Consider the following 18,420-nt stretch of genomic DNA (forward strand, 5'->3'; position numbering starts at 1 on the left):
GCTGGTCCTTGAGCACCTTGAGCACCCGTAGCGCCAGTAGCACCCGCTGGCCCTTGAACACCTTGAGCACCCGTAGCGCCAGTAGCACCTGCTGGTCCTTGAATACCTTGAAGCCCTTGAGGTCCAGTAGCGCCAGTAGCGCCAGTAGCACCAGTAGCACCAGTAGCACCAGTAGCACCAGTAGCACCTGTTGCTCCTCCGCCTCCAAGGCAACCTGATCCGTATTGAACTAGGATAGTTTGGATTTCTGTTATGAGTCTAACTAGTTTGTCGATCGTACAACAATCTACTTTGAATAACTTAGCGATATACAATAAATAATTAAGCAAGCTTTGTAGCTCAACGTATAATGCTCCACATGAGAAAGGTGTTGTTCTTAAAATAGTTAATAAATTAGCAATAATAGAATTTCCAATTTGTTTTTGTGCTGGGGATAAATCTAAGCAATTGAGGAATTTTTGTAAGTTATTTAGGGCAGCGATTAAGTTATCTATATTATTTTGAGAAGGGTTTTGAAAGACAGCTTGAATAGCTTGGCCAAGAGCTTGAAGAAGTCTAACGAATTCTGTAAGTTCGGACTTAGAGATGTTAATATAACTACAAGCTCTTACTTCGCAACAATCATTACCATAAAATACTTTTCCTTTATTTTTATTGTTCATCTTTTCATTCCTTTCTTTCATAGAATCAATAGTCATTACTATATATTAAAATGAAATTTATACTAAATTCGTAATGGACAAACTACCATTTATAAAAAAATAAGGAATTGGCCCACTTAGCAAAAAGTAAGTAAGGTATAGAAGGATTTATATAACGTAAAGAAGAAAAGTTCAACATAAAAAACTGCATGTCAATTGTTGAAGGATTAACAATTGGCATGCAGTTCGTGGATTGGATTTTATTTGTATTGATTTAATCTTTCAAGGGCTGTTTTAGGTAAGATTGGAATTGAAATAGTAAAAGTTGTACCATTTTCATTACTAGTCATTTTTAATGTACCGTTATGATTTTGAATGATTTTTTTCGTTACTGACAAGCCGAGCCCTGTACCGGAATCTTTTGTTGAGAAGAATGGATCAAAGATATATTCTTGAATGGCTCGTGGAATACCAGTTCCATTATCAGTGAAAGTAATACGGACAAAATTATCAAGGCGGTAACTAGCGATTTGTATAGAAAGTTTTTTTTCGCTTTGAGCATCGACAGCGTTCTGGAATAAGTTTAAAAAAACTTGTACAAGTTCATGATGATCAATATGAACTAATATATCATCTAATTCGGTAGAAAAATTATAATCAATTGAAATGTTATGTAAAAAGACTTCACTAGCTAATAACTGTTGAATATACTCACGTAAAAATGTATTAATGGGAAAGGGTTCTCTTTTAAATTCACGTGTTTTTGAAATAGATAAAAATTTTGTAATGATACTATTTGCGCGATCTAATTCAGGAATAAGTAAGTTTTTAAATAGTTCTTTATTAGATGGAGAAACATTTTCTTGTAAAAATTGTAAATATCCTCGTACGGTTGTAAGAGGATTACGTACTTCATGTGCAATACCAGCCGCGATTCGCCCTGCTAACGAAAATTTTTCTGCATCACGTTCTGTATTTAAATAATGAAAGACACTAATAACTCTAAAAATCTCTCCGTTATAATCACGAATAATTCGGTTATTTAAAATGCCATAGTTTTTGTCTAAAACTTCTTCATTGTATATTTCTGTGCCTGTTCTTAATGTTTCTAGAGCTTTAATTTTTTCTTCAGGCAATTTTAGTAATTGTTGAATTGGTTTTCCAATTATATCATTTCGTACTACACCAAAATCATCTGCAGCAGCTTGATTACATAAAGTTATATTTCCTTTATTATCAACAAAGGTTACATGATGTGAAAAAGCATCAAAAATATGAACAAAGTATGTTTCAAGTTGTTTAAATAAAAATAATGAGTCGCAAGTAAGTTGAAAATCGGCCTCTTTATTTTCTTTTTGTATGTTTTGAATGGAATGAGTCGATCTCGTTTTCTTTATTTGTAAACCAATATGTGAATTTTTATATGTGAAATGGTGTGGTAATTGATTTACAAGTTCTTCATAAAAACGTACTTTATTTTCTAGTTCTTCTATTCGTTTTTCATGAGATATAATATCATCGTTTGGAAGCATAAATAACCCCTCAATTTAAAAATTCTTCCATCTAGTATATCATATTTTTATACGGATACTCTTAAAGAAGAGACTACTTAATAAAATTGATTGGTCGAAGTGTTCAGTAATTGAGTAGAATGGATAGAAGGTGAAGTTAAAAAGGGAGGAATATATTTGCTTTTCATTGGAGTAACAGGGTGGGGAGATCATGATTCTTTATATATAGACGCCTATGAAAATAGAAATAAATTACGAACATATAGTGAGTATTTTCCTATTGTAGAAGTGGACAGTTCATTTTATGCGATGCAACCTGCACGAAACTATATAAAATGGGCAATGGAAACACCGAAAGATTTTTCTTTTATAGTAAAAGCATATCAAGGAATGACAGGACATATGAAAGGTGAAATTCCTTTTTCTACGTTCGATGAGATGTTTGATGTATATAAACAATCTATTCTTCCTTTAATTGAAGCTAGTAAATTAAAAACAATTTTATTTCAATATCCGCCATGGTTTGATTGCAAAAAGAAAAATGTAGATTTTCTTCGATATACGAAAGAAAAAATGGAAGGTTTACCATGTGCAATAGAATTTCGAAATCAAACATGGTTTTATCCAGAAATGAGAGATAAGACGTTACAGTTTCTAGAACAGGAGAAATGGATTCATACAATTTGTGATGAACCACAGGCTGGGATAGGTTCTGTGCCACTCGTGTTAGAGGTTACGAATTCAGACATGGCATTAATACGTTTTCACGGTCGAAATGTTCATGGTTGGCTTGATAAAGGGGAAAATTGGAGAGCGGTTCGCTGTTTATATCGCTACAACAATAAAGAACTGGAAGAATGGGTTGAACGATTAGAGCAATTAAAAAAGAAAACAAAGGATATATACGTACTGTTTAACAACAATTCAGGTGGGGATGCAGCAGATAATGCGAAACAGCTTATGAAAATGATGAACATTACATATGGTGAGCCGAAGCCGGAGCAATTAAATTTTTTTGAATGGTAATAAACAAGAAAGGCACTGTACAAACAGGGGGAATGTACAGTGCCTTTCTATATGAAAAAGAGGGGTAACAATGTTACTGAGCGTTTGGTTGATTCATCAATTGTTGGCTTCATAATAAATGATAATGGTTATCATTATCATTGTCAATGGTTTTTCTAAAAATATATAAAAAACTTGTATATTTTAAATAGAGATAAAAAAAGAACAGCGATTAATGCTGTTCTTTTCCATTGACGAATTGTTGTAAATCAAAAGGAGTTATCGCTTGGATAAATTCTTTTGAGATAAGTGTTTGAACGAGAGTGCTCTCAGAGATAGAAGCACCTGTTTTCTTTTCATAAGCTTGTTTTAATAAATCAAGTTTTTCAGCCGTTTCTTTTGGTAATTCAATTGTAAGTGTGTTCATAATTTCTCCCCCTTATTATTAGAGTACCACTACAGTATAGGAGAGACAAGAAAAGAGAATATGAAATATAAAAAAGGTTACCAAATTTTCAAATGGTAACCTTTTTTATGTATAAGAGTTATTAAGCAATACCGATATACTTTAAAGTTTTTGATGGAGTACTGTGATCAAAGAAGTGTTGTAAAAACGCAATATCAACACCTGATTTGTATGCACAATAACCCCAAGTTTTTCGAAGTGTATGTGAGCTAATCCCTTCTAATCCAACTTCTTTTGCAGCTTTGTTTAAAATGTACCATGCATGTTGTCTCGTAATAGATTTTGTTCCTTTTTGAGATTTTAGCAATGGTTCATTACGTTTCCAAGTTTTACGTTCTTTCATGTAGTCTTCGATTGCGTGCTGTAAGTCTTCATTTACAGCAAACCATTTATGTTTCTTCACTTTTTCATTGTAAAATAAAATGGAATGGCGAACATTTTCATTTTCATCGATTACATCACTAACTTTTAATTGTAAGATTTCACTTACTTTTAAGCCAGAATTTACAGCTAATACGAATAATAAGCCATCACGTTTCGAAGATTGTAAAAGTATATTTTTGATAGTTTCTAATTGTTTTTCATTTTGAATAGGTTGTCCTGCTTGTTTCATTTCACGCACTCTCCTCTTTTATATGTGTAAAGGAAAGGATTAACTTGTTTCTTACTATAAAGGGAGAGTGTGAATTTCATGTGAACTCCTAGTGAAATTAAGACAAATTATTTGACTTCTTTTACTTTTTGTAAATTGAAATAGAATACAACACTGTTAGTCGTATTATACACACCGTACTCGGCATGATGAAGGTCTAAAATGTTTTTTACGATAGATAATCCAAGACCGGTACCTCCAGTGTGACGGCTACGTGATGCATCTAGACGATAGAAGCGATCCCAAATTTTTTCAAGACTTTCTTCAGGGATAGGGTTTCCTGTATTTTCGATTTCGACTTTTACGGTATCTTCTGCTTCTATAATGGAGACTTGTATCTTTTCTCCATCTGGCGTATAACGGATTGCATTACTTAGTAAGTTCACAACTACTTGCTCAATGCGACTGCGATTTGCTTTAACAAGTATAGAAGGGTCTGCATCGATGTTCACTTGTAAATGTTTTTCTTCCATGCTAAATAATAATTTTGTGTAGACTTGTTGCGTTAATTCACCGATTGAGAACGTCGTCATATCTAGTTTGTAAGTACCAGATTCCAACTTTGCTAATTCTAACATTTCAACAATCAGCCTGTTCATATTTTCTGTTTCTTCTAAAATAACATCAGTATAATACGAAGTATCCTTACTAACACCATCCTTAATTCCTTCTGCAAAACTTCTAATTACACTTAGCGGTGTTTTTAATTCGTGTGATACGCCAGAAATGAATTCTTTTCTTGTTTTTTCTAATTGACGTTCACGTTCAATATCTTGTTGTAACTTTGTATTAGCAACATTTAATCGATCGATTCGATCTTTTAAATTTACAGATAATGTATTGATACTGCCAGAAAGCCCCCCAATTTCATCGTCAGCTGTAACAGGTAATTTCTCGCTGAAATCAAAATTAGCCATTTTTTTTGTAACACGATTTATTTTAATTAATGGCTTAACAATGATTTTTGAGTAGTAGAAGGATAACAAAATAATTACGAGAAACACGATGATTAAGGCATAGACATAATAATCTTTTAAAACGAGCATTGCTTCATTAACAGGCTGCAAAGATGCTATCGCAAAAGCATATTCTGTAATCCTTCCATTTTCTATAATAGGTTTTACAAAGATACTATTTTTTATATTTTCTCCGCCATCTAATATGAAAGTACTTAATTGGTTCGAGTTAGAAGTGCCCTCTCTAATCATATCTGCAAAATATTGAACGGCTTGTAATGTTTCAATATCATTTGCAAGACGAACCTCAGCTTTGGATGGGAGCTGTAACTTAGTTATAACACCTGTAAAGATGATTCGAGTTGTAGATTTGTATCGGCTTGCAAGTCTGTTCTTAGAAGGGTTACCATTAATTGACTGAAAATCCGAATAGAAATGTTCGTTCTGCCATTGATTATAATTCGTTCCTAATTTTTGTGGTGTGATTATATTATTCTCTTGTACGACTCCATCAACATTGATTATTACATCTTTTTTTAAACCTAAATTTTCGAATTTATTATATTCTTCTGGTGTTAAAAGATTATTGAGTGGAATGGAATACTGTTTATTATTGTTGGGATTAAATACATCGATATAGTAATTGTTATCACTTTTAATAATACCGTTAGAATCCAAAAACTGCATATCTGCATTTGTTTTATCATGAAATTCTTGTTTTAGTTTTCTAACCTGCTCATAACTTTTATCACTTTTATCATAATTATCTACGAATTTTTCAAAAGCAGTTTGGACTGTTTTTACTTTTTTATTAATATAAAATTTCTCTAAAAATAGAGATTGTCCTAGGAAAAAAAGTAGGAATATGATTGTAAATAAAGTGGATGTTAATAAAAATAGTTTAAAGACGATACTTCTGTTTTTCACTGCGTCACCTCTTATGAGAAATACTGTAAATGATTTCTTTATTATAACAAACGTTACAAGAAAGTAGAGGGGAGAAATCTGTCTCTTTATAAAGTAGTTATTTATAAAAAGTCACATAAAAAGAACTCGCCAGACGTATGACAAGTTCTTTAGTGTATTATTGTTGAATTGCTGCATCTAAAGCGATTTCAATCATTTCGTTAAATGTAGTTTGACGCTCTTCAGATGTAGTTTCTTCGCCGGTGAAGATGTGATCGCTAACTGTTAATACAGATAATGCATTTACACCGTATTTTGCTGCTAATGTGTAAAGAGCAGTTGTTTCCATTTCTACTGCTAATACACCGTAATCTCCAAGTTTTTTAACCATGTCCATGCTTTCACGATAAAACACATCTGCTGTTAAAACGTTACCGACACGAACGTGTAATCCTTTTTCAGTTCCAGCATCATAAGCTTTCTTTAAAAGGTCAAAGTTTGCAGCTGGTGCAAAATCAAATCCTGGGAATGTTAAACGGTTCATATTAGAATCAGTACAAGCCGTCATTGCGATAATAACATCACGAACTTTTACATCTTTTTGAATTGCACCGCAAGTTCCAACGCGAATTAAATTTTTAACGCCGTAGCTTTGGATTAATTCGTTTACATAAATAGAAATAGAAGGAACACCCATACCTGTACCTTGAACAGATACACGTTTTCCTTTATAAGTTCCAGTGAAACCTAACATACCACGCACATTATTATAGCAAGTAACGTCCTCTAGAAATGTTTCAGCGATATATTTTGCACGTAATGGATCACCAGGTAATAGAATAGATTCAGCGATTTCGCCTTGTTTTGCTTCGATATGTACACTCATAAAAAAGTCCTCCTTATAATGTATTGATAGAAATCAATATCATTTGCATTATACACTACGAATCCTTTCAATTAAAATCTTTTTATTATTTGTAATATGTACAAAATAGGAGGATTTCATAAATCATAATCTAGAATATATATCTTAAGAAGTTTTGTATGAATAGAGACAATAAAAATGGTAGGTGATGTTTTGAAAAATCTTGTCATTGGGCTTATTGCGTTAGTACTTATTGTGGCAGGAGGATTTTACATAAAAAAATATCAAGAAAACGAAGAGACTGTAGGAGATGTTCAGGAAGTAAAGTGGGATGTTTCAAATGGAAAGGGAAATGAGAAAGTAGATATTGTATTTCAGTTGTTAAACAACAAGAATAATGAAATTCGTGGTGTAAATGATCAAATGAGGGCAGTGATTGTAGATGGACAGTTAAAAAACATACAACAAATTAAACCCACATTTGCAGGGAACGGGTCATATAAGTTATCTTCCAAAATAGCGAAAGACGAAGAATATACAATATTTTTATACGAAGACAAAAATAAGTCCGTAGAGTCATTCGCTAGGAAAGATTTTGGTAGAACGAAAGAGGAGAACAATAAGAAAAAAGTGAAATTTCCAATCGACAGTGTACTTACAAAAAAAATAGGAGAGTATGAAGTTTCTCTTTTATTTGGCGCATTACATCCGAATGAACCAGTTACGTTAACATTTCAGTTTCAAGCGAAAAAGGGTGGAAAATTGAAATTACATTCAGAGAGAGGGGAAGTAGAGTCACTCTATATAGTGGATGAAACGAAGGAGAACTTTTTATACGCTATGCCTGTAGATACGGATGAGCAATTACAATACCGGATTACATTTCCTGCCGAGGGCACGTATAAAATGTGGGGGAATTTCTATATAAATGGTAAGAAGTATGAAAAAGAATTTATTGTACAAGTTCAAAAAAGAAAAAACAGCTAAGAATTTAGCTGTTTTTTCTTTTTCCTATTAATTTTGTTACAGAGAGCATTGTAATTGGTAAAGAATGATTCTTCCTAAATGCTAAATATTTACCGCTCCATGCTGGTTTATATTTTTCTTTAAAATGTCGTAATCCGCTGAAACTATACGTATAGCGAACATTATTAAAGATCGCAGCAGCCACTCGTTCAGACCAGAAAGACTGTGTGGATAAACCAACATTTGAAAGTGGTGCCATACCAATATTAAAGGAGTGGTATTCATTTTCTTTTGCCCACTGGAATAAGTGGATGAAAATTGCGTCCATAATGCCGCTAGGCGCATCTGGGTAATATCGCATTAAATCGACAGATAATGATCCGTTTTGATATACGGGCATGAATGTTGTGAATGCAATGATTTTTCCATCCGCATCAGATAATGTTGCGATAGGAGCGCGACTAATATATTCACGATCGAAGTATCCGAGTGAAAAACCTTTCTCTTTTTTTCCACCAAGCCATGCATCTGAAACTTTTCTTAACTCTTCATATAATTCGTCGGAGAAAGGTGGCTCATGAATAGAGAATGTATAGCCTTCTCTTTCAAAACGGTTGAAAGTAGCTCGCATGCCAGCGCGTTTCTTTCCTGTTATTGTAAAGGTATTTAAATCAACAACAGCTTCTTCACCAAGCTTAAAGAAGTTATAACCAAAATCGTGGTATAAACTCATCCATTTACTTTCAATTTGATAGAATACACAAATGTATCCAAATCGATCAGCCTCAGCTAAAAACTCTTGCAATACAGTACGATAGGAGGAAGGGTCTCCAATTGGATCACCTAGTACAATAAGTCGTTTTCCAGTTATTGAGAAGAGAATGAGTGCTTTTCCATCACTACTGAAAAAGAACTGTTTATCTCCTAAAAAACCTAAATGACTAAGTACATTTCCACCATGTTCATCTAAGAAGTTTTGTAATCGTTTATCATTAGCTGGTTGCCCGGGAAATTCATTTCGATAACGATTTGCAATGAGTGAACCAATTAGTAAAAAAGTAGGAACAAAAAAGGCAGCTGCTAATGCACTTCGTTTCACTTGTGTAATATTACGAACGACAAAATCAGGTTTGAAAGCTTCTTTTGCACCTGCAAATAAAATACCTAAGTTTTTATATAAATATAACGTTACAAGTAGGAATATAAAAACTTTTACGATATCGGAAAGTGAGACTTCCATTTTCTCACGTACAAACCTTTTACGAAGCATATACAATACGGCGAGTACGATTAATAAAATAAAAGTTTCTTCAACATCAATTCCTTTTAGTGTGTTAAAAATAGCCGCTCCAATTAAAGAAACAATCGTCATATAATAAGAACGTTTTGTTCCGTAATATATCCCCCGCGAAAGAATGAGGAGGAGAATACCGAATGTTAGCGATAAGCTAAAAGAAAATTGAATAAGATGTTTTGGAGCTAGAATATGTAAGGCGTGTGCCCGATTTATACTTGTTGGTAGAATGGTTGATAAAATAACCATTAAGCCAGCAAATACTGTTAAAGCAGCAGATGCCCAAGAACCTAACTTTCCTAGAAAGTCACGCTGCAAAGTCCATATAACACCAGTTGTCTCTAATGCAGGCGCAATAAAAGGTTTATCTTCAAACTTTTTAATGGCTACTCCTGTCATTTCAAAAGCTGCAAAAATGAGACCAAGGCAGAAGGGCAAGATGTAATAGACGAGACGATATAATAACATAGCAGGGAGTAAAACACCTGTATCGATGCCGTATTGCCCAAGCCCAGTTAAGAAGACAAGATCAAATGATCCAAGGCCACCAGGAACAAGACTAACGACACCAGCTAAAGCAGCAATAACATATACGCCTAAAAACTTTTGGAATTCGATTTCAATGCCAAATAATAGTAATATGACGTACATAACAATACCAGCAGATACCCATTCGACTAATGAAACTAATGAGTATAAAACAGTTGGGTTTTTCTCCTCTTCTTCTTGTTCCTCTGTTTGCGTCGCTTTTCTATTTTTTAATTTAGAAAATCCGATATATATAGGGACGAAAAGAGCGAAGAAGATAAGAACAGGCCATAGCCATGGTTTTTCATGCAGAATAAATCTCGTGTCTAATATTCCGATAAGACCAAGAAATGAAAGAATGGCTAATCCATTAATAAAGGCAGTTGTCATCCAAGCGATACTTTTAATAAGTTTTCCATTTTCTTTTATATATGGACGATAAAGCATTGTGCGTACGCCGGCCCCAACAAGACCACCAAACCCGATAAATCCATTTAAAGTATTAGCAATCCACGAGATACGGAAAATCTTTTGGACAGGGATATCAGCTTTTAAGTAACGAAGCATAACATAGTCATAAAAGAACATTGTTGATACAGCGAATGCACCAAGTGTAATTGCTAAAAAGACTCCTCCGGTTGGAATGTTTTTAATTGTATCAATCGCTTCTAAAAAAGAAATGCCCGCTAGTTCTTTTTTTGCTTGAAAGAATACAATTGTTAATACAACAAATGGGAAGATAATTTTCCCGATTTGTAAGAAACGTTTCCATGAAAACGACATAAATACAACTCTCCTTGTATAAGAAAACTGAGACAATAATATTATTATGACAAACTTCAAGAAAAATAAAAAGGTAAAATCCTGTATAGGCGAGCTATTTTTTATATAGGTATATTTAAAGGAATATTTTGTTTATCAGAAAATTAAGTTAGAATAAAATGAAAGAAAGGGGAGGGGAGTATATGATTATAAAAAGTTACGTAGGGTATGAGTTAGAAAAAGCGAAACCTAATACATCAGAAGATTTTTTTAACAGATCTGAAGTGACATATATATTAAATGATAAAGAGAAAACTTTTTCGGTTTTATACGTTCGATATTTTGAAGAAGTTTTACAAGAAATTAATCCTTTTGAAGGAAATCCAGTGTATAAAGTAGAAGAACAAAACATATATTTGCGCGATATTGTAGCGATATGTTGTTTAGTGAAAGACAGGGAGCTTCGTGCGCAAAAACGTTTGTATTTAAATAATATGGAAGAATTCCAACAATATTTTGATGAGGGAACGGTGTCGAAAGTACAAGAAATATTAACTGAATTACATAAAAATAAAAGAGTAGAAATAGCGTGAAATGGCAAAGGAGAGAGAAAAAATGTCTAATTTGATGGTTGAAAATCAAACAGAACAAGTTTCTATATTTTTAGAAGATGCTATTAATTTGATAACCAATTATGTGAATTATCATACGTTACCTTCTTTATTAGAGGAAACACCAGCAGGGAATGAGCGATATTATAAAGGGTTATTAGCATCAATGAGACGACTTCTCGTTTTTTGCGAAGAAGGACAGGATGCATGTCTTGTTTTGTTGAATAGTCAGCCATTTCGAAAAACAGCAGCTGAAAAAATTTTATATAAGATTTACCATCAAGTAATTGCAGAGTTTTTTTCACCGAAGAGTGATCATTGGTATGAAAATAGTCGGTCTGCATATACAGGGAAAAATTCTATCGTTTTTCAACAAACACCACCTGTATCTTTAGAGCAAGTGATGAAGAGTTTAGAAGGTAAATTTCAATTGATGCGTGAAGAACTAGAATATTATGAGACCGATTATCAGACAAAGATGTTACACAAATATTGATTGAGGAAAAGAAGCTAAGGTGACTTAGCTTCTTTTCCTTTTGTACAGTTATATAAGGGATTTTCATTGAATATAGTTAAGTGGATAGCATTAGGGAGGTGCAACATGAATCAACCAGGTGTATTTACAGATTACTTTCATGAAGTAGAAAATTGGTGTGAAAGTGTTCTTCACGTATTAGATAGCCGTGCAATGGAAGTGTATGATGTCCATATGCTTGCTTATAAAATTCAGACGTTATTAGAGCGTATGAAAGAGCATGAGTATGAAACAGATGCAGAGTTTATGTATGAAATAAGCGATGATGTAGAACATATTCAGCATCACTTGCAGGAAGTATTTATGCAAGAAGAAGAATATGAATTATATGAAAGAGGGGATAGTGAACGAGCTGTCCCAATTGGAGGACATACACTCCCGCCATTACCTTATCCGTATAATGCATTAGAACCGTATATTTCTAAAGAAATTATGATATTACATCATGATAAACATCATCGGAGTTACGTGGAAGGGTTAAATAAAGCAGAGAAGATGATGGAAGAAGCGAGAAAAACAAATAAATTTGATTTAATTAAGCATTGGGAAAGGGAAGCGGCTTTTCATGGGTCAGGTCATTACTTACACACGATATTTTGGAATAACATGAAAAAAGACGGTGGTGGAAGTCCAAGAGGAGCTTTTTCACAACAAATTGAAAAAGATTTTGGGAGCTTTTTACGTTTTCAAAAACATTTTACAGAAGCGGCCTCTAAAGTAGAAGGTTCAGGCTGGGCAATTCTCGTTTGGGTGCCCCGGTCTGGAAGGTTAGAAATTTTGCAAAGTACACTTCATCAATTATTTACACAATGGGATACGATACCGCTCCTTGTACTAGATGTCTGGGAACATGCGTATTATTTACAATACCAAAATCGAAAAGATGAATATATTAAAAACTGGTGGAATGTTGTAAATTGGCCTGATGTAGAAAAAAGGTTTGAAACTGCGAAACAAATTGAATGGACACCATATTAGACGCAAATTCTCTGCGTCTTTTTTAATGGAAGTAGAAGGAAGATTTCGTTCATATTTTAAAAGGCCAAGCATACACTTGTACAAAAAGTGCCAAAAGGACGTGGGGGGAAATATGAGACGAATTTGTATAATCATTACGCTTCTTATGATGTATGCAAGCGTTATGCCGATTCCTACATATGCAAAGATGAACAGCAATGTCAGTGCTCGAAATGCTGTATTAATGGAGCAACAGTCTGGTCGAGTATTATACGGAAAAGCAGAACATGAGCCTCAAAAAATTGCTAGTATAACAAAAATTATGACCGCTTTGTTAGCTGCTCAATCAGGGAAGATGAAAGAAATGGTATCAGTTAGTAATGAAGCGGTGAGGGTGGAAGGATCGGCAATCTATTTAAAGCCTGGACAAAAAGTGAAGTTAGAAGATTTAGTATACGGACTCATGCTTAGATCTGGTAATGACGCAGCGCAAGTAATTGCTGAAAGTGTGGGTGGGAGTATAGATGGATTCGTATATTTAATGAATCAAAAAGCGAAAGAAATTGGAATGAAAGATACGCACTTCTCAAACCCCCATGGCTTAGATGGAGATGGATCACATTATTCATCGGCTTACGATATGGCATTATTAACGAAATATGCAATGGGAAACGAGACATTTAAGAAAATTTTCGGAACTAAAACGTATAAATCAGATTCTTGGGATTACCCGTGGAAAAATAAACATAAGCTGGTAACGTCTTATTATGAATTTGCAACAGGAGGAAAAACAGGCTTTACGAAGAAAGCTGGGCGAACGCTTGTGACAACGGCATCAAAAGGTGGACTAGATTTAATTGTCGTAACTTTGAGTGCTTCTAGTGATTGGGATGATCATATGAATTTGTTTGATAAAGGTTTTGAACGTTTTAAACAAACGAAAGTTTTAGGACAAGGAGCAATTGCTGAAATAAATGAAAAGAAGTATGCCAACCATGTTTATACGAAAAATAGTTTTTCCGTGCCGTTAACTGAAGAGGAAAGAAAGAACGTATTATTAAAAGTTGAACTCGATAAAAGTATAAAGCTTGAGGATGGAGTAAAGGTTGGAAAGACAGATGTTTATGTTGGCAATGAGAAAGTTGGGGAACGGAATTTATTTTATAGTAAACGGAAGTTAGTAGCTACAACAGGACTTTACTGGAATAATGTGAAAGAAATTTTTTCTTACATGATAGGTGTTGGGAACGATGGTTAATCTCGTATGGGTAGCGATGGCTGTCATTGGGATTGTATACGCCATGATAAATGGAACGATGGAAGAAGTGAATAAAGCTGTATTTGACGGAGCAAAAGATGCGGTAACGATTTGTATAGGACTTATTAGTGTTTTAGTATTTTGGCTCGGTTTAATGAAAATTGCAGAGGAAGCCGGATTGTTAAAAAAATTAGTTACACTTTTTATGCCGATAGTAAAAAGGTTGTTTCCAGAAATACCAAAGGATCATCCGTCCATGGGATTTATTCTATCAAATATGATGGCAAACTTTTTTGGTCTAGGTAATGCAGCAACCCCTCTTGGCATTAAAGCGATGGAACAACTGAAAGAGTTAAATGGAGGAAAGGATTCGGCGAGCCGTTCTATGGTGACGTTTCTAGCATTAAATACATCAGCTATTACATTAATTCCTACGACAGTCATTTCGATTCGAATGACGTATGAATCAGCGAATCCTACTGAAATTGTTGGGGTAACATTTATTGCACAAGTACTTTCTATGATTGGAGCAATTTGGATTGACCGCTATTTTTACCGAAGAAGGAGTAGAAAGGGGCGGAAAAAATGAGTATTGTAAATACAATTTCCTTATGGGTAATCCCTTGTGTAATTGGTTTTATCCTTTTATATGGCACGATAAAGAAAGTGCCGACGTATGAATCGTTCGTTGAGGGAGGAAAAGAAGGGATTCAAATTGCAATTTCTATCTTACCATTTATGGTTGGAATGCTCGTGTCTATTTCTATATTCCGGTCTTCAGGTGCGTTAGACGCAATGATATCGGTAATGAAGCCAATGTTAGATTTAATCCATGTTCCAGCAGAAATTGTACCATTAGCACTTATACGCCCTATTTCAGGCTCTGCTGGTTTAAGTATTACGACCGATTTAATTGCTACATATGGGCCAGATTCTTTTATTGGGAGATTGGCTTCTACGATGCAAGGGAGCACAGATACGACTTTCTATATTTTAACTGTATATTTTGGAGCGGTTGGGATTAGAAAAATGGGGGATGCACTAAAAGTAGGACTTTTTGCAGATTTAATCGGGATTATATGCTCAATTGTATTCGTTTCTTTATTGTTTCAGTAATACTATTCATTTTTTACACTATTTCGCTTATAATACGTATACGACCACTATTAAGGTGTAGAGCTTAATAGTGGTTTTTTTATGTGGTGTTTTTGACAAAATGATGAACTTTTATTGTGAGAAATATGAAAAATATGGACAATAATAAAGGGTAAAAACATGATTTGACCTTTATATGTTTATTATCATCGCAATGTTGTTTAAGTAAGATGAAGCGAATAGCCGTAAAGCGTATGCGGTTGCCAAGTCTTTCTAATGTAAGGTAAGATAAATTCGAGGTGAAAAAAAGAAATGGAACGATTACAAAAAGTGATTGCGCAAGCAGGTATTGCATCGAGAAGAAAGGCTGAGGAATTAATTCAGCAAGGAAAAGTGAAAGTTAATGGGAAAATAGTGAAGGAGTTAGGGACAAAAGTAACTCCTCAAGATAAAGTAGAAGTAAATAACATCCCTCTTGAAAAAGAAGAACCTGTTTATTTTTTACTATATAAACCAACTGGCGTAATTTCAAGTGTATCAGATGATAAAGGAAGAAGTGTTGTAACGGACTTTTTCCCGGAAATTACACAACGTTTATTCCCAATCGGACGCTTAGATTATGATACGTCTGGCGTATTATTAATGACAAACGATGGGGACTTCGCAAACGTATTAATGCATCCTAGATATAAAGTTGAAAAAACGTATGTTGCAAAAATAAAAGGTCCATTAACAGGTGAGAAAATTCGCATGTTAGAACGCGGTGTTACGTTAGAAGACGGTAAAACAGCACCAGCACGTGTGAAAATTATTTCTTGGGACAAGCGTAAAGAGATGGCTATTGTACAATTAACAATTCATGAAGGACGTAATCGTCAAGTACGTCGTATGTTTGAAGCGTTAGACTGTAAAGTAGTGAAATTAAAACGTGAACGTTATGCTTTCTTAGAAGTAGGAAGCCTGCGACCTGGTGATGCGAGAGAATTGACACCACATGAGGTGAAACAATTACGCGCACTTGCTTCTACAAAGCCAAGATAAGCTATAGAGTTAAAAATTCACCAGTGGAGTGCTCTGCTGGTGATTTATTCATACAACATTTACAGAAGATAATACATAACATGTACCGAGGAGAGGTAATATGAAGAAAAATCGCTTATTATTTCGCGTTACTATTCTACTCATTTTATGTGGTGCTGTAGGATTTACCCTTTATCAAGGATTCTTTGCTAATAAAGAGAAAATGCAAATCGGAAAAGAAGCACCTAACTTTGTTGTGACGGATTTAGAAGGGAAGAAAATTGAACTAAAAGATTTAAAGGGAAAAGGTGTATTTTTAAACTTTTGGGGCACGTGGTGTAAACCTTGTGAAAAAGAAATGCCTTATATGAATGAATTATATCCAAAGTATAAAGAAAAAGGCGTTGAAATCATAGCGTTAGATGCAGATGAAACGGATATTGCAGTAAAGAACTTTGTGAACCAATATGGTTTGAAATTCCCAGTTGCCATTGATAAAGGACAAAAGATTATAGGAACATATGGCGTAGGTCCATTACCGACAAGTTTTTTGATTGATAAAGATGGAAAAGTAGTGGAGCAAATTATAGGGGAACAAACGAAAGAACAGTTAGAAGGGTATTTAAAGAAAATTACTCCGTAATAAAGAAAGCCTTTACATAAGAGGTGCGTGTCTGTAGCGCCTCTGGTTTAAAAATTCTGAGTATTGCGGTAACTTGAGGTTAGAATATACAATAGTACATATAGATACAGGGGCGGTGAGAGTGTTGAAAGAAATTAAATGTGAATGTGGACATGTTAATCCGATAGGAACCGTTTTTTGTGAAGCTTGCGGGAAACCATTTGAAAGCAATGAAAATACAAAACTATTGGATATGCGCTATGAGGGGAGTGCACGGAGATCTCTCACGCAGACAAAAACGATAGTCGATAAAATTTGGAGTTTTTTCTCTTCTGTAAAAGTGGGTGTATGGCTAATCGTAATAACTTTAGCTGCATCAGCGATAGGAACTATTTTTCCGCAAGAAATGTACATAACTCCAGGGATTGCACCAGCTGAATATTATAAACAAGAATACGGATTTTTAGGACAATTATACTATCAATTAGGGTTTAATAATTTATACGGTTCATGGTGGTATATGATTTTGATTGCTTCTATCGGTATTTCTCTTGTGATATGTAGTTTAGACCGCGTTATTCCACTTTATAAAGCTTTAAAAAAGCAAGGCGTAAAAAGACATCCTAGCTTTTTAAAGAGACAGAGATTATATGGGACTGGTACACCGCAAGATGGTGACCTGGAAAGAGTGCAAAAGAATTTAAAGAAAAGAAACTATAACGTGAAAGTGGAAGACGGAAACGTTTTAGCAGAAAAGGGACGCTTCTCGCGTTGGGGTCCATATGTGAATCATATCGGTCTTATTATCTTTTTATTCGGTGCGATGCTTCGTTTTTTACCGAGTATGTACGTAGACGAAGCACTTTGGTTACGTGACGGTGAAACGAAAGAAATACCAGGGACGGATGGACAATACTACTTAAAAAACGAAAAATTTATAAAAGAAGTTTATGATAAAAGTAAGGACAAGGAAGTTTTTGAGGAAGCGATTGATCGTGTAGGCGATAAAATGATTGCGAAAAACTTCCAAACGAATGCCGTATTATATAAAGCAGTAGGAGAAAATATAGCAGGACAAAAACCGAAATTAGAAAAAGTAAAAGAAGCGGAAATTCGAGTGAATGAACCACTGAAATTTGATCAATTTGCAGTGTATCAAGTGGATTATAAAGAAAGTGAATTTAAAAGTATGTCCTTTCACTTGCAAAATAAAGAAAATAATCAAAAGTGGGGACCGATTAAAGTAGATTTAACGAACCCTAAGGAAAAATATGATTTAGGAAATAGTTATTCTTTAGAACTATTAAGCTATTTTCCTGATTTTTATTTTGATGAGAATGGAAAACCAAATACAAAAACGAAATTACCAAACAATCCTGCATTTGTATTTAAAATGTTTACACCTGAAACGCCAGATGGTGAAGTGAGTTTTGTTGGTATTCAGCAAAATATAGAACCAGATGGGAATAACAAATATAAAATGTCCTTCGCAGGTGTGGAAATGCAAAATGCAACAGCACTTACTGTAAGAAAAGATTTAACGCTTTGGATTCTCGGCATTGGAGGATTTATATTTATGGTTGGTGTCATTCAAGGTATGTATTGGAATCATCGCCGTATTTGGATACAACGTGTTAATGATGAATGGTGGATTGCAGGGCATACAAATAAAAATTGGTTCGGTTTAAAGAAAGATATTGAAAGAGTAATAGAAGGTACAGCAATTCCACAGCCAAATGATAAAGTAATTGATAAAAAAATTAGTTAAGG

General features: G+C 34.2%; 18 protein-coding genes. 11 read left to right on the top strand and 7 right to left on the bottom strand.

Annotated elements, in window-relative coordinates; translation table 11 throughout:
• The coding region (locus BAQ53_RS26595; RefSeq protein WP_481747220.1) for a collagen-like protein at positions 1-662 on the bottom strand (662 nt) is incomplete at its 3' end.
• A 239-nt stretch (positions 663-901) separates the two neighbouring features.
• Complete coding sequence (locus BAQ53_RS07080) at positions 902-2,173, bottom strand: ATP-binding protein (RefSeq protein WP_208906658.1); 1,272 nt, start codon at positions 2,171-2,173, stop codon at positions 902-904.
• Positions 2,174-2,329: 156 nt separating this feature from the next.
• On the opposite strand from BAQ53_RS07080, the gene BAQ53_RS07085 reads away from it, so the two are divergent.
• Positions 2,330-3,178 (top strand): DUF72 domain-containing protein, encoded by an 849-nt coding sequence (locus BAQ53_RS07085; RefSeq protein ID WP_208906659.1) that lies wholly within the window; start codon positions 2,330-2,332, stop codon positions 3,176-3,178.
• Positions 3,179-3,389: 211 nt separating this feature from the next.
• Here the strand turns inward: BAQ53_RS07085 and BAQ53_RS07090 are convergent, their stop codons facing one another.
• The 4 genes from BAQ53_RS07090 to deoD all read right to left on the bottom strand — a co-directional run bounded on the left by BAQ53_RS07090 (position 3,390) and on the right by deoD (position 7,023).
• Positions 3,390-3,584, bottom strand: a complete 195-nt coding sequence (locus BAQ53_RS07090; protein ID WP_001094860.1) for a DUF3924 domain-containing protein — start codon at positions 3,582-3,584, stop codon at positions 3,390-3,392.
• Between the two features lie 121 nt (positions 3,585-3,705).
• A complete protein-coding gene (locus tag BAQ53_RS07095) occupies positions 3,706-4,236 on the bottom strand; it encodes a tyrosine-type recombinase/integrase (RefSeq protein ID WP_000806236.1) in 531 nt (176 codons plus the stop codon).
• Positions 4,237-4,343: 107 nt separating this feature from the next.
• On the bottom strand, positions 4,344-6,158 hold the full coding sequence (locus tag BAQ53_RS07100; protein ID WP_000797512.1) for a sensor histidine kinase: 1,815 nt from the start codon (positions 6,156-6,158) through the stop codon (positions 4,344-4,346).
• A gap of 157 nt (positions 6,159-6,315) precedes the next feature.
• Positions 6,316-7,023: a purine-nucleoside phosphorylase gene (deoD, locus tag BAQ53_RS07105; protein ID WP_000110707.1), complete on the bottom strand. Its 708-nt coding sequence runs from the start codon at positions 7,021-7,023 to the stop codon at positions 6,316-6,318.
• Positions 7,024-7,200: 177 nt separating this feature from the next.
• On the opposite strand from deoD, the gene BAQ53_RS07110 reads away from it, so the two are divergent.
• Positions 7,201-7,989 carry a DUF8832 domain-containing protein gene (locus tag BAQ53_RS07110; RefSeq protein ID WP_000232607.1) on the top strand — a complete coding sequence of 263 codons (789 nt, stop codon included), beginning with the start codon at positions 7,201-7,203 and terminating at the stop codon, positions 7,987-7,989.
• A 4-nt stretch (positions 7,990-7,993) separates the two neighbouring features.
• Here the strand turns inward: BAQ53_RS07110 and mprF are convergent, their stop codons facing one another.
• Positions 7,994-10,573, bottom strand: coding sequence for a bifunctional lysylphosphatidylglycerol flippase/synthetase MprF (gene mprF / locus BAQ53_RS07115; RefSeq protein ID WP_000010848.1), 2,580 nt, complete (start codon positions 10,571-10,573; stop codon positions 7,994-7,996).
• A gap of 182 nt (positions 10,574-10,755) precedes the next feature.
• Here mprF and BAQ53_RS07120 point away from each other — a divergent pair, with 182 nt between their 5' ends.
• The 9 genes from BAQ53_RS07120 to resB all read left to right on the top strand — a co-directional run bounded on the left by BAQ53_RS07120 (position 10,756) and on the right by resB (position 18,418).
• Positions 10,756-11,145 (top strand): hypothetical protein, encoded by a 390-nt coding sequence (locus tag BAQ53_RS07120; protein WP_000584658.1) that lies wholly within the window; start codon positions 10,756-10,758, stop codon positions 11,143-11,145.
• 22 nt (positions 11,146-11,167) lie between these two features.
• Positions 11,168-11,659, top strand: coding sequence for a YpuI family protein (locus BAQ53_RS07125; protein ID WP_000067558.1), 492 nt, complete (start codon positions 11,168-11,170; stop codon positions 11,657-11,659).
• 105 nt (positions 11,660-11,764) lie between these two features.
• Positions 11,765-12,676: a superoxide dismutase gene (locus BAQ53_RS07130; protein ID WP_001075447.1), complete on the top strand. Its 912-nt coding sequence runs from the start codon at positions 11,765-11,767 to the stop codon at positions 12,674-12,676.
• A gap of 112 nt (positions 12,677-12,788) precedes the next feature.
• Positions 12,789-13,913: a D-alanyl-D-alanine carboxypeptidase family protein gene (locus BAQ53_RS07135; RefSeq protein WP_001252607.1), complete on the top strand. Its 1,125-nt coding sequence runs from the start codon at positions 12,789-12,791 to the stop codon at positions 13,911-13,913.
• Positions 13,906-14,502, top strand: a complete 597-nt coding sequence (gene spmA / locus BAQ53_RS07140; protein ID WP_000247811.1) for a spore maturation protein SpmA — start codon at positions 13,906-13,908, stop codon at positions 14,500-14,502. Before BAQ53_RS07135 ends, spmA begins: the two co-directional genes overlap by 8 nt.
• Positions 14,499-15,029, top strand: coding sequence for a spore maturation protein SpmB (spmB, locus tag BAQ53_RS07145; RefSeq protein WP_000029514.1), 531 nt, complete (start codon positions 14,499-14,501; stop codon positions 15,027-15,029). Before spmA ends, spmB begins: the two co-directional genes overlap by 4 nt.
• A 291-nt stretch (positions 15,030-15,320) precedes the next feature.
• Complete coding sequence (rluB, locus tag BAQ53_RS07150) at positions 15,321-16,049, top strand: 23S rRNA pseudouridine(2605) synthase RluB (protein WP_000440556.1); 729 nt, start codon at positions 15,321-15,323, stop codon at positions 16,047-16,049.
• A gap of 100 nt (positions 16,050-16,149) precedes the next feature.
• On the top strand, positions 16,150-16,671 hold the full coding sequence (resA, locus tag BAQ53_RS07155) for a thiol-disulfide oxidoreductase ResA (protein ID WP_000742212.1): 522 nt from the start codon (positions 16,150-16,152) through the stop codon (positions 16,669-16,671).
• A gap of 121 nt (positions 16,672-16,792) precedes the next feature.
• Complete coding sequence (gene resB, locus BAQ53_RS07160) at positions 16,793-18,418, top strand: cytochrome c biogenesis protein ResB (RefSeq protein WP_000910550.1); 1,626 nt, start codon at positions 16,793-16,795, stop codon at positions 18,416-18,418.
• The last annotated feature ends 2 nt before the right edge of the window (positions 18,419-18,420 follow it).

This window comes from Bacillus sp. B25(2016b) (genome assembly GCF_001679765.1).
Taxonomy (GTDB): domain Bacteria; phylum Bacillota; class Bacilli; order Bacillales; family Bacillaceae_G; genus Bacillus_A; species Bacillus_A thuringiensis_K.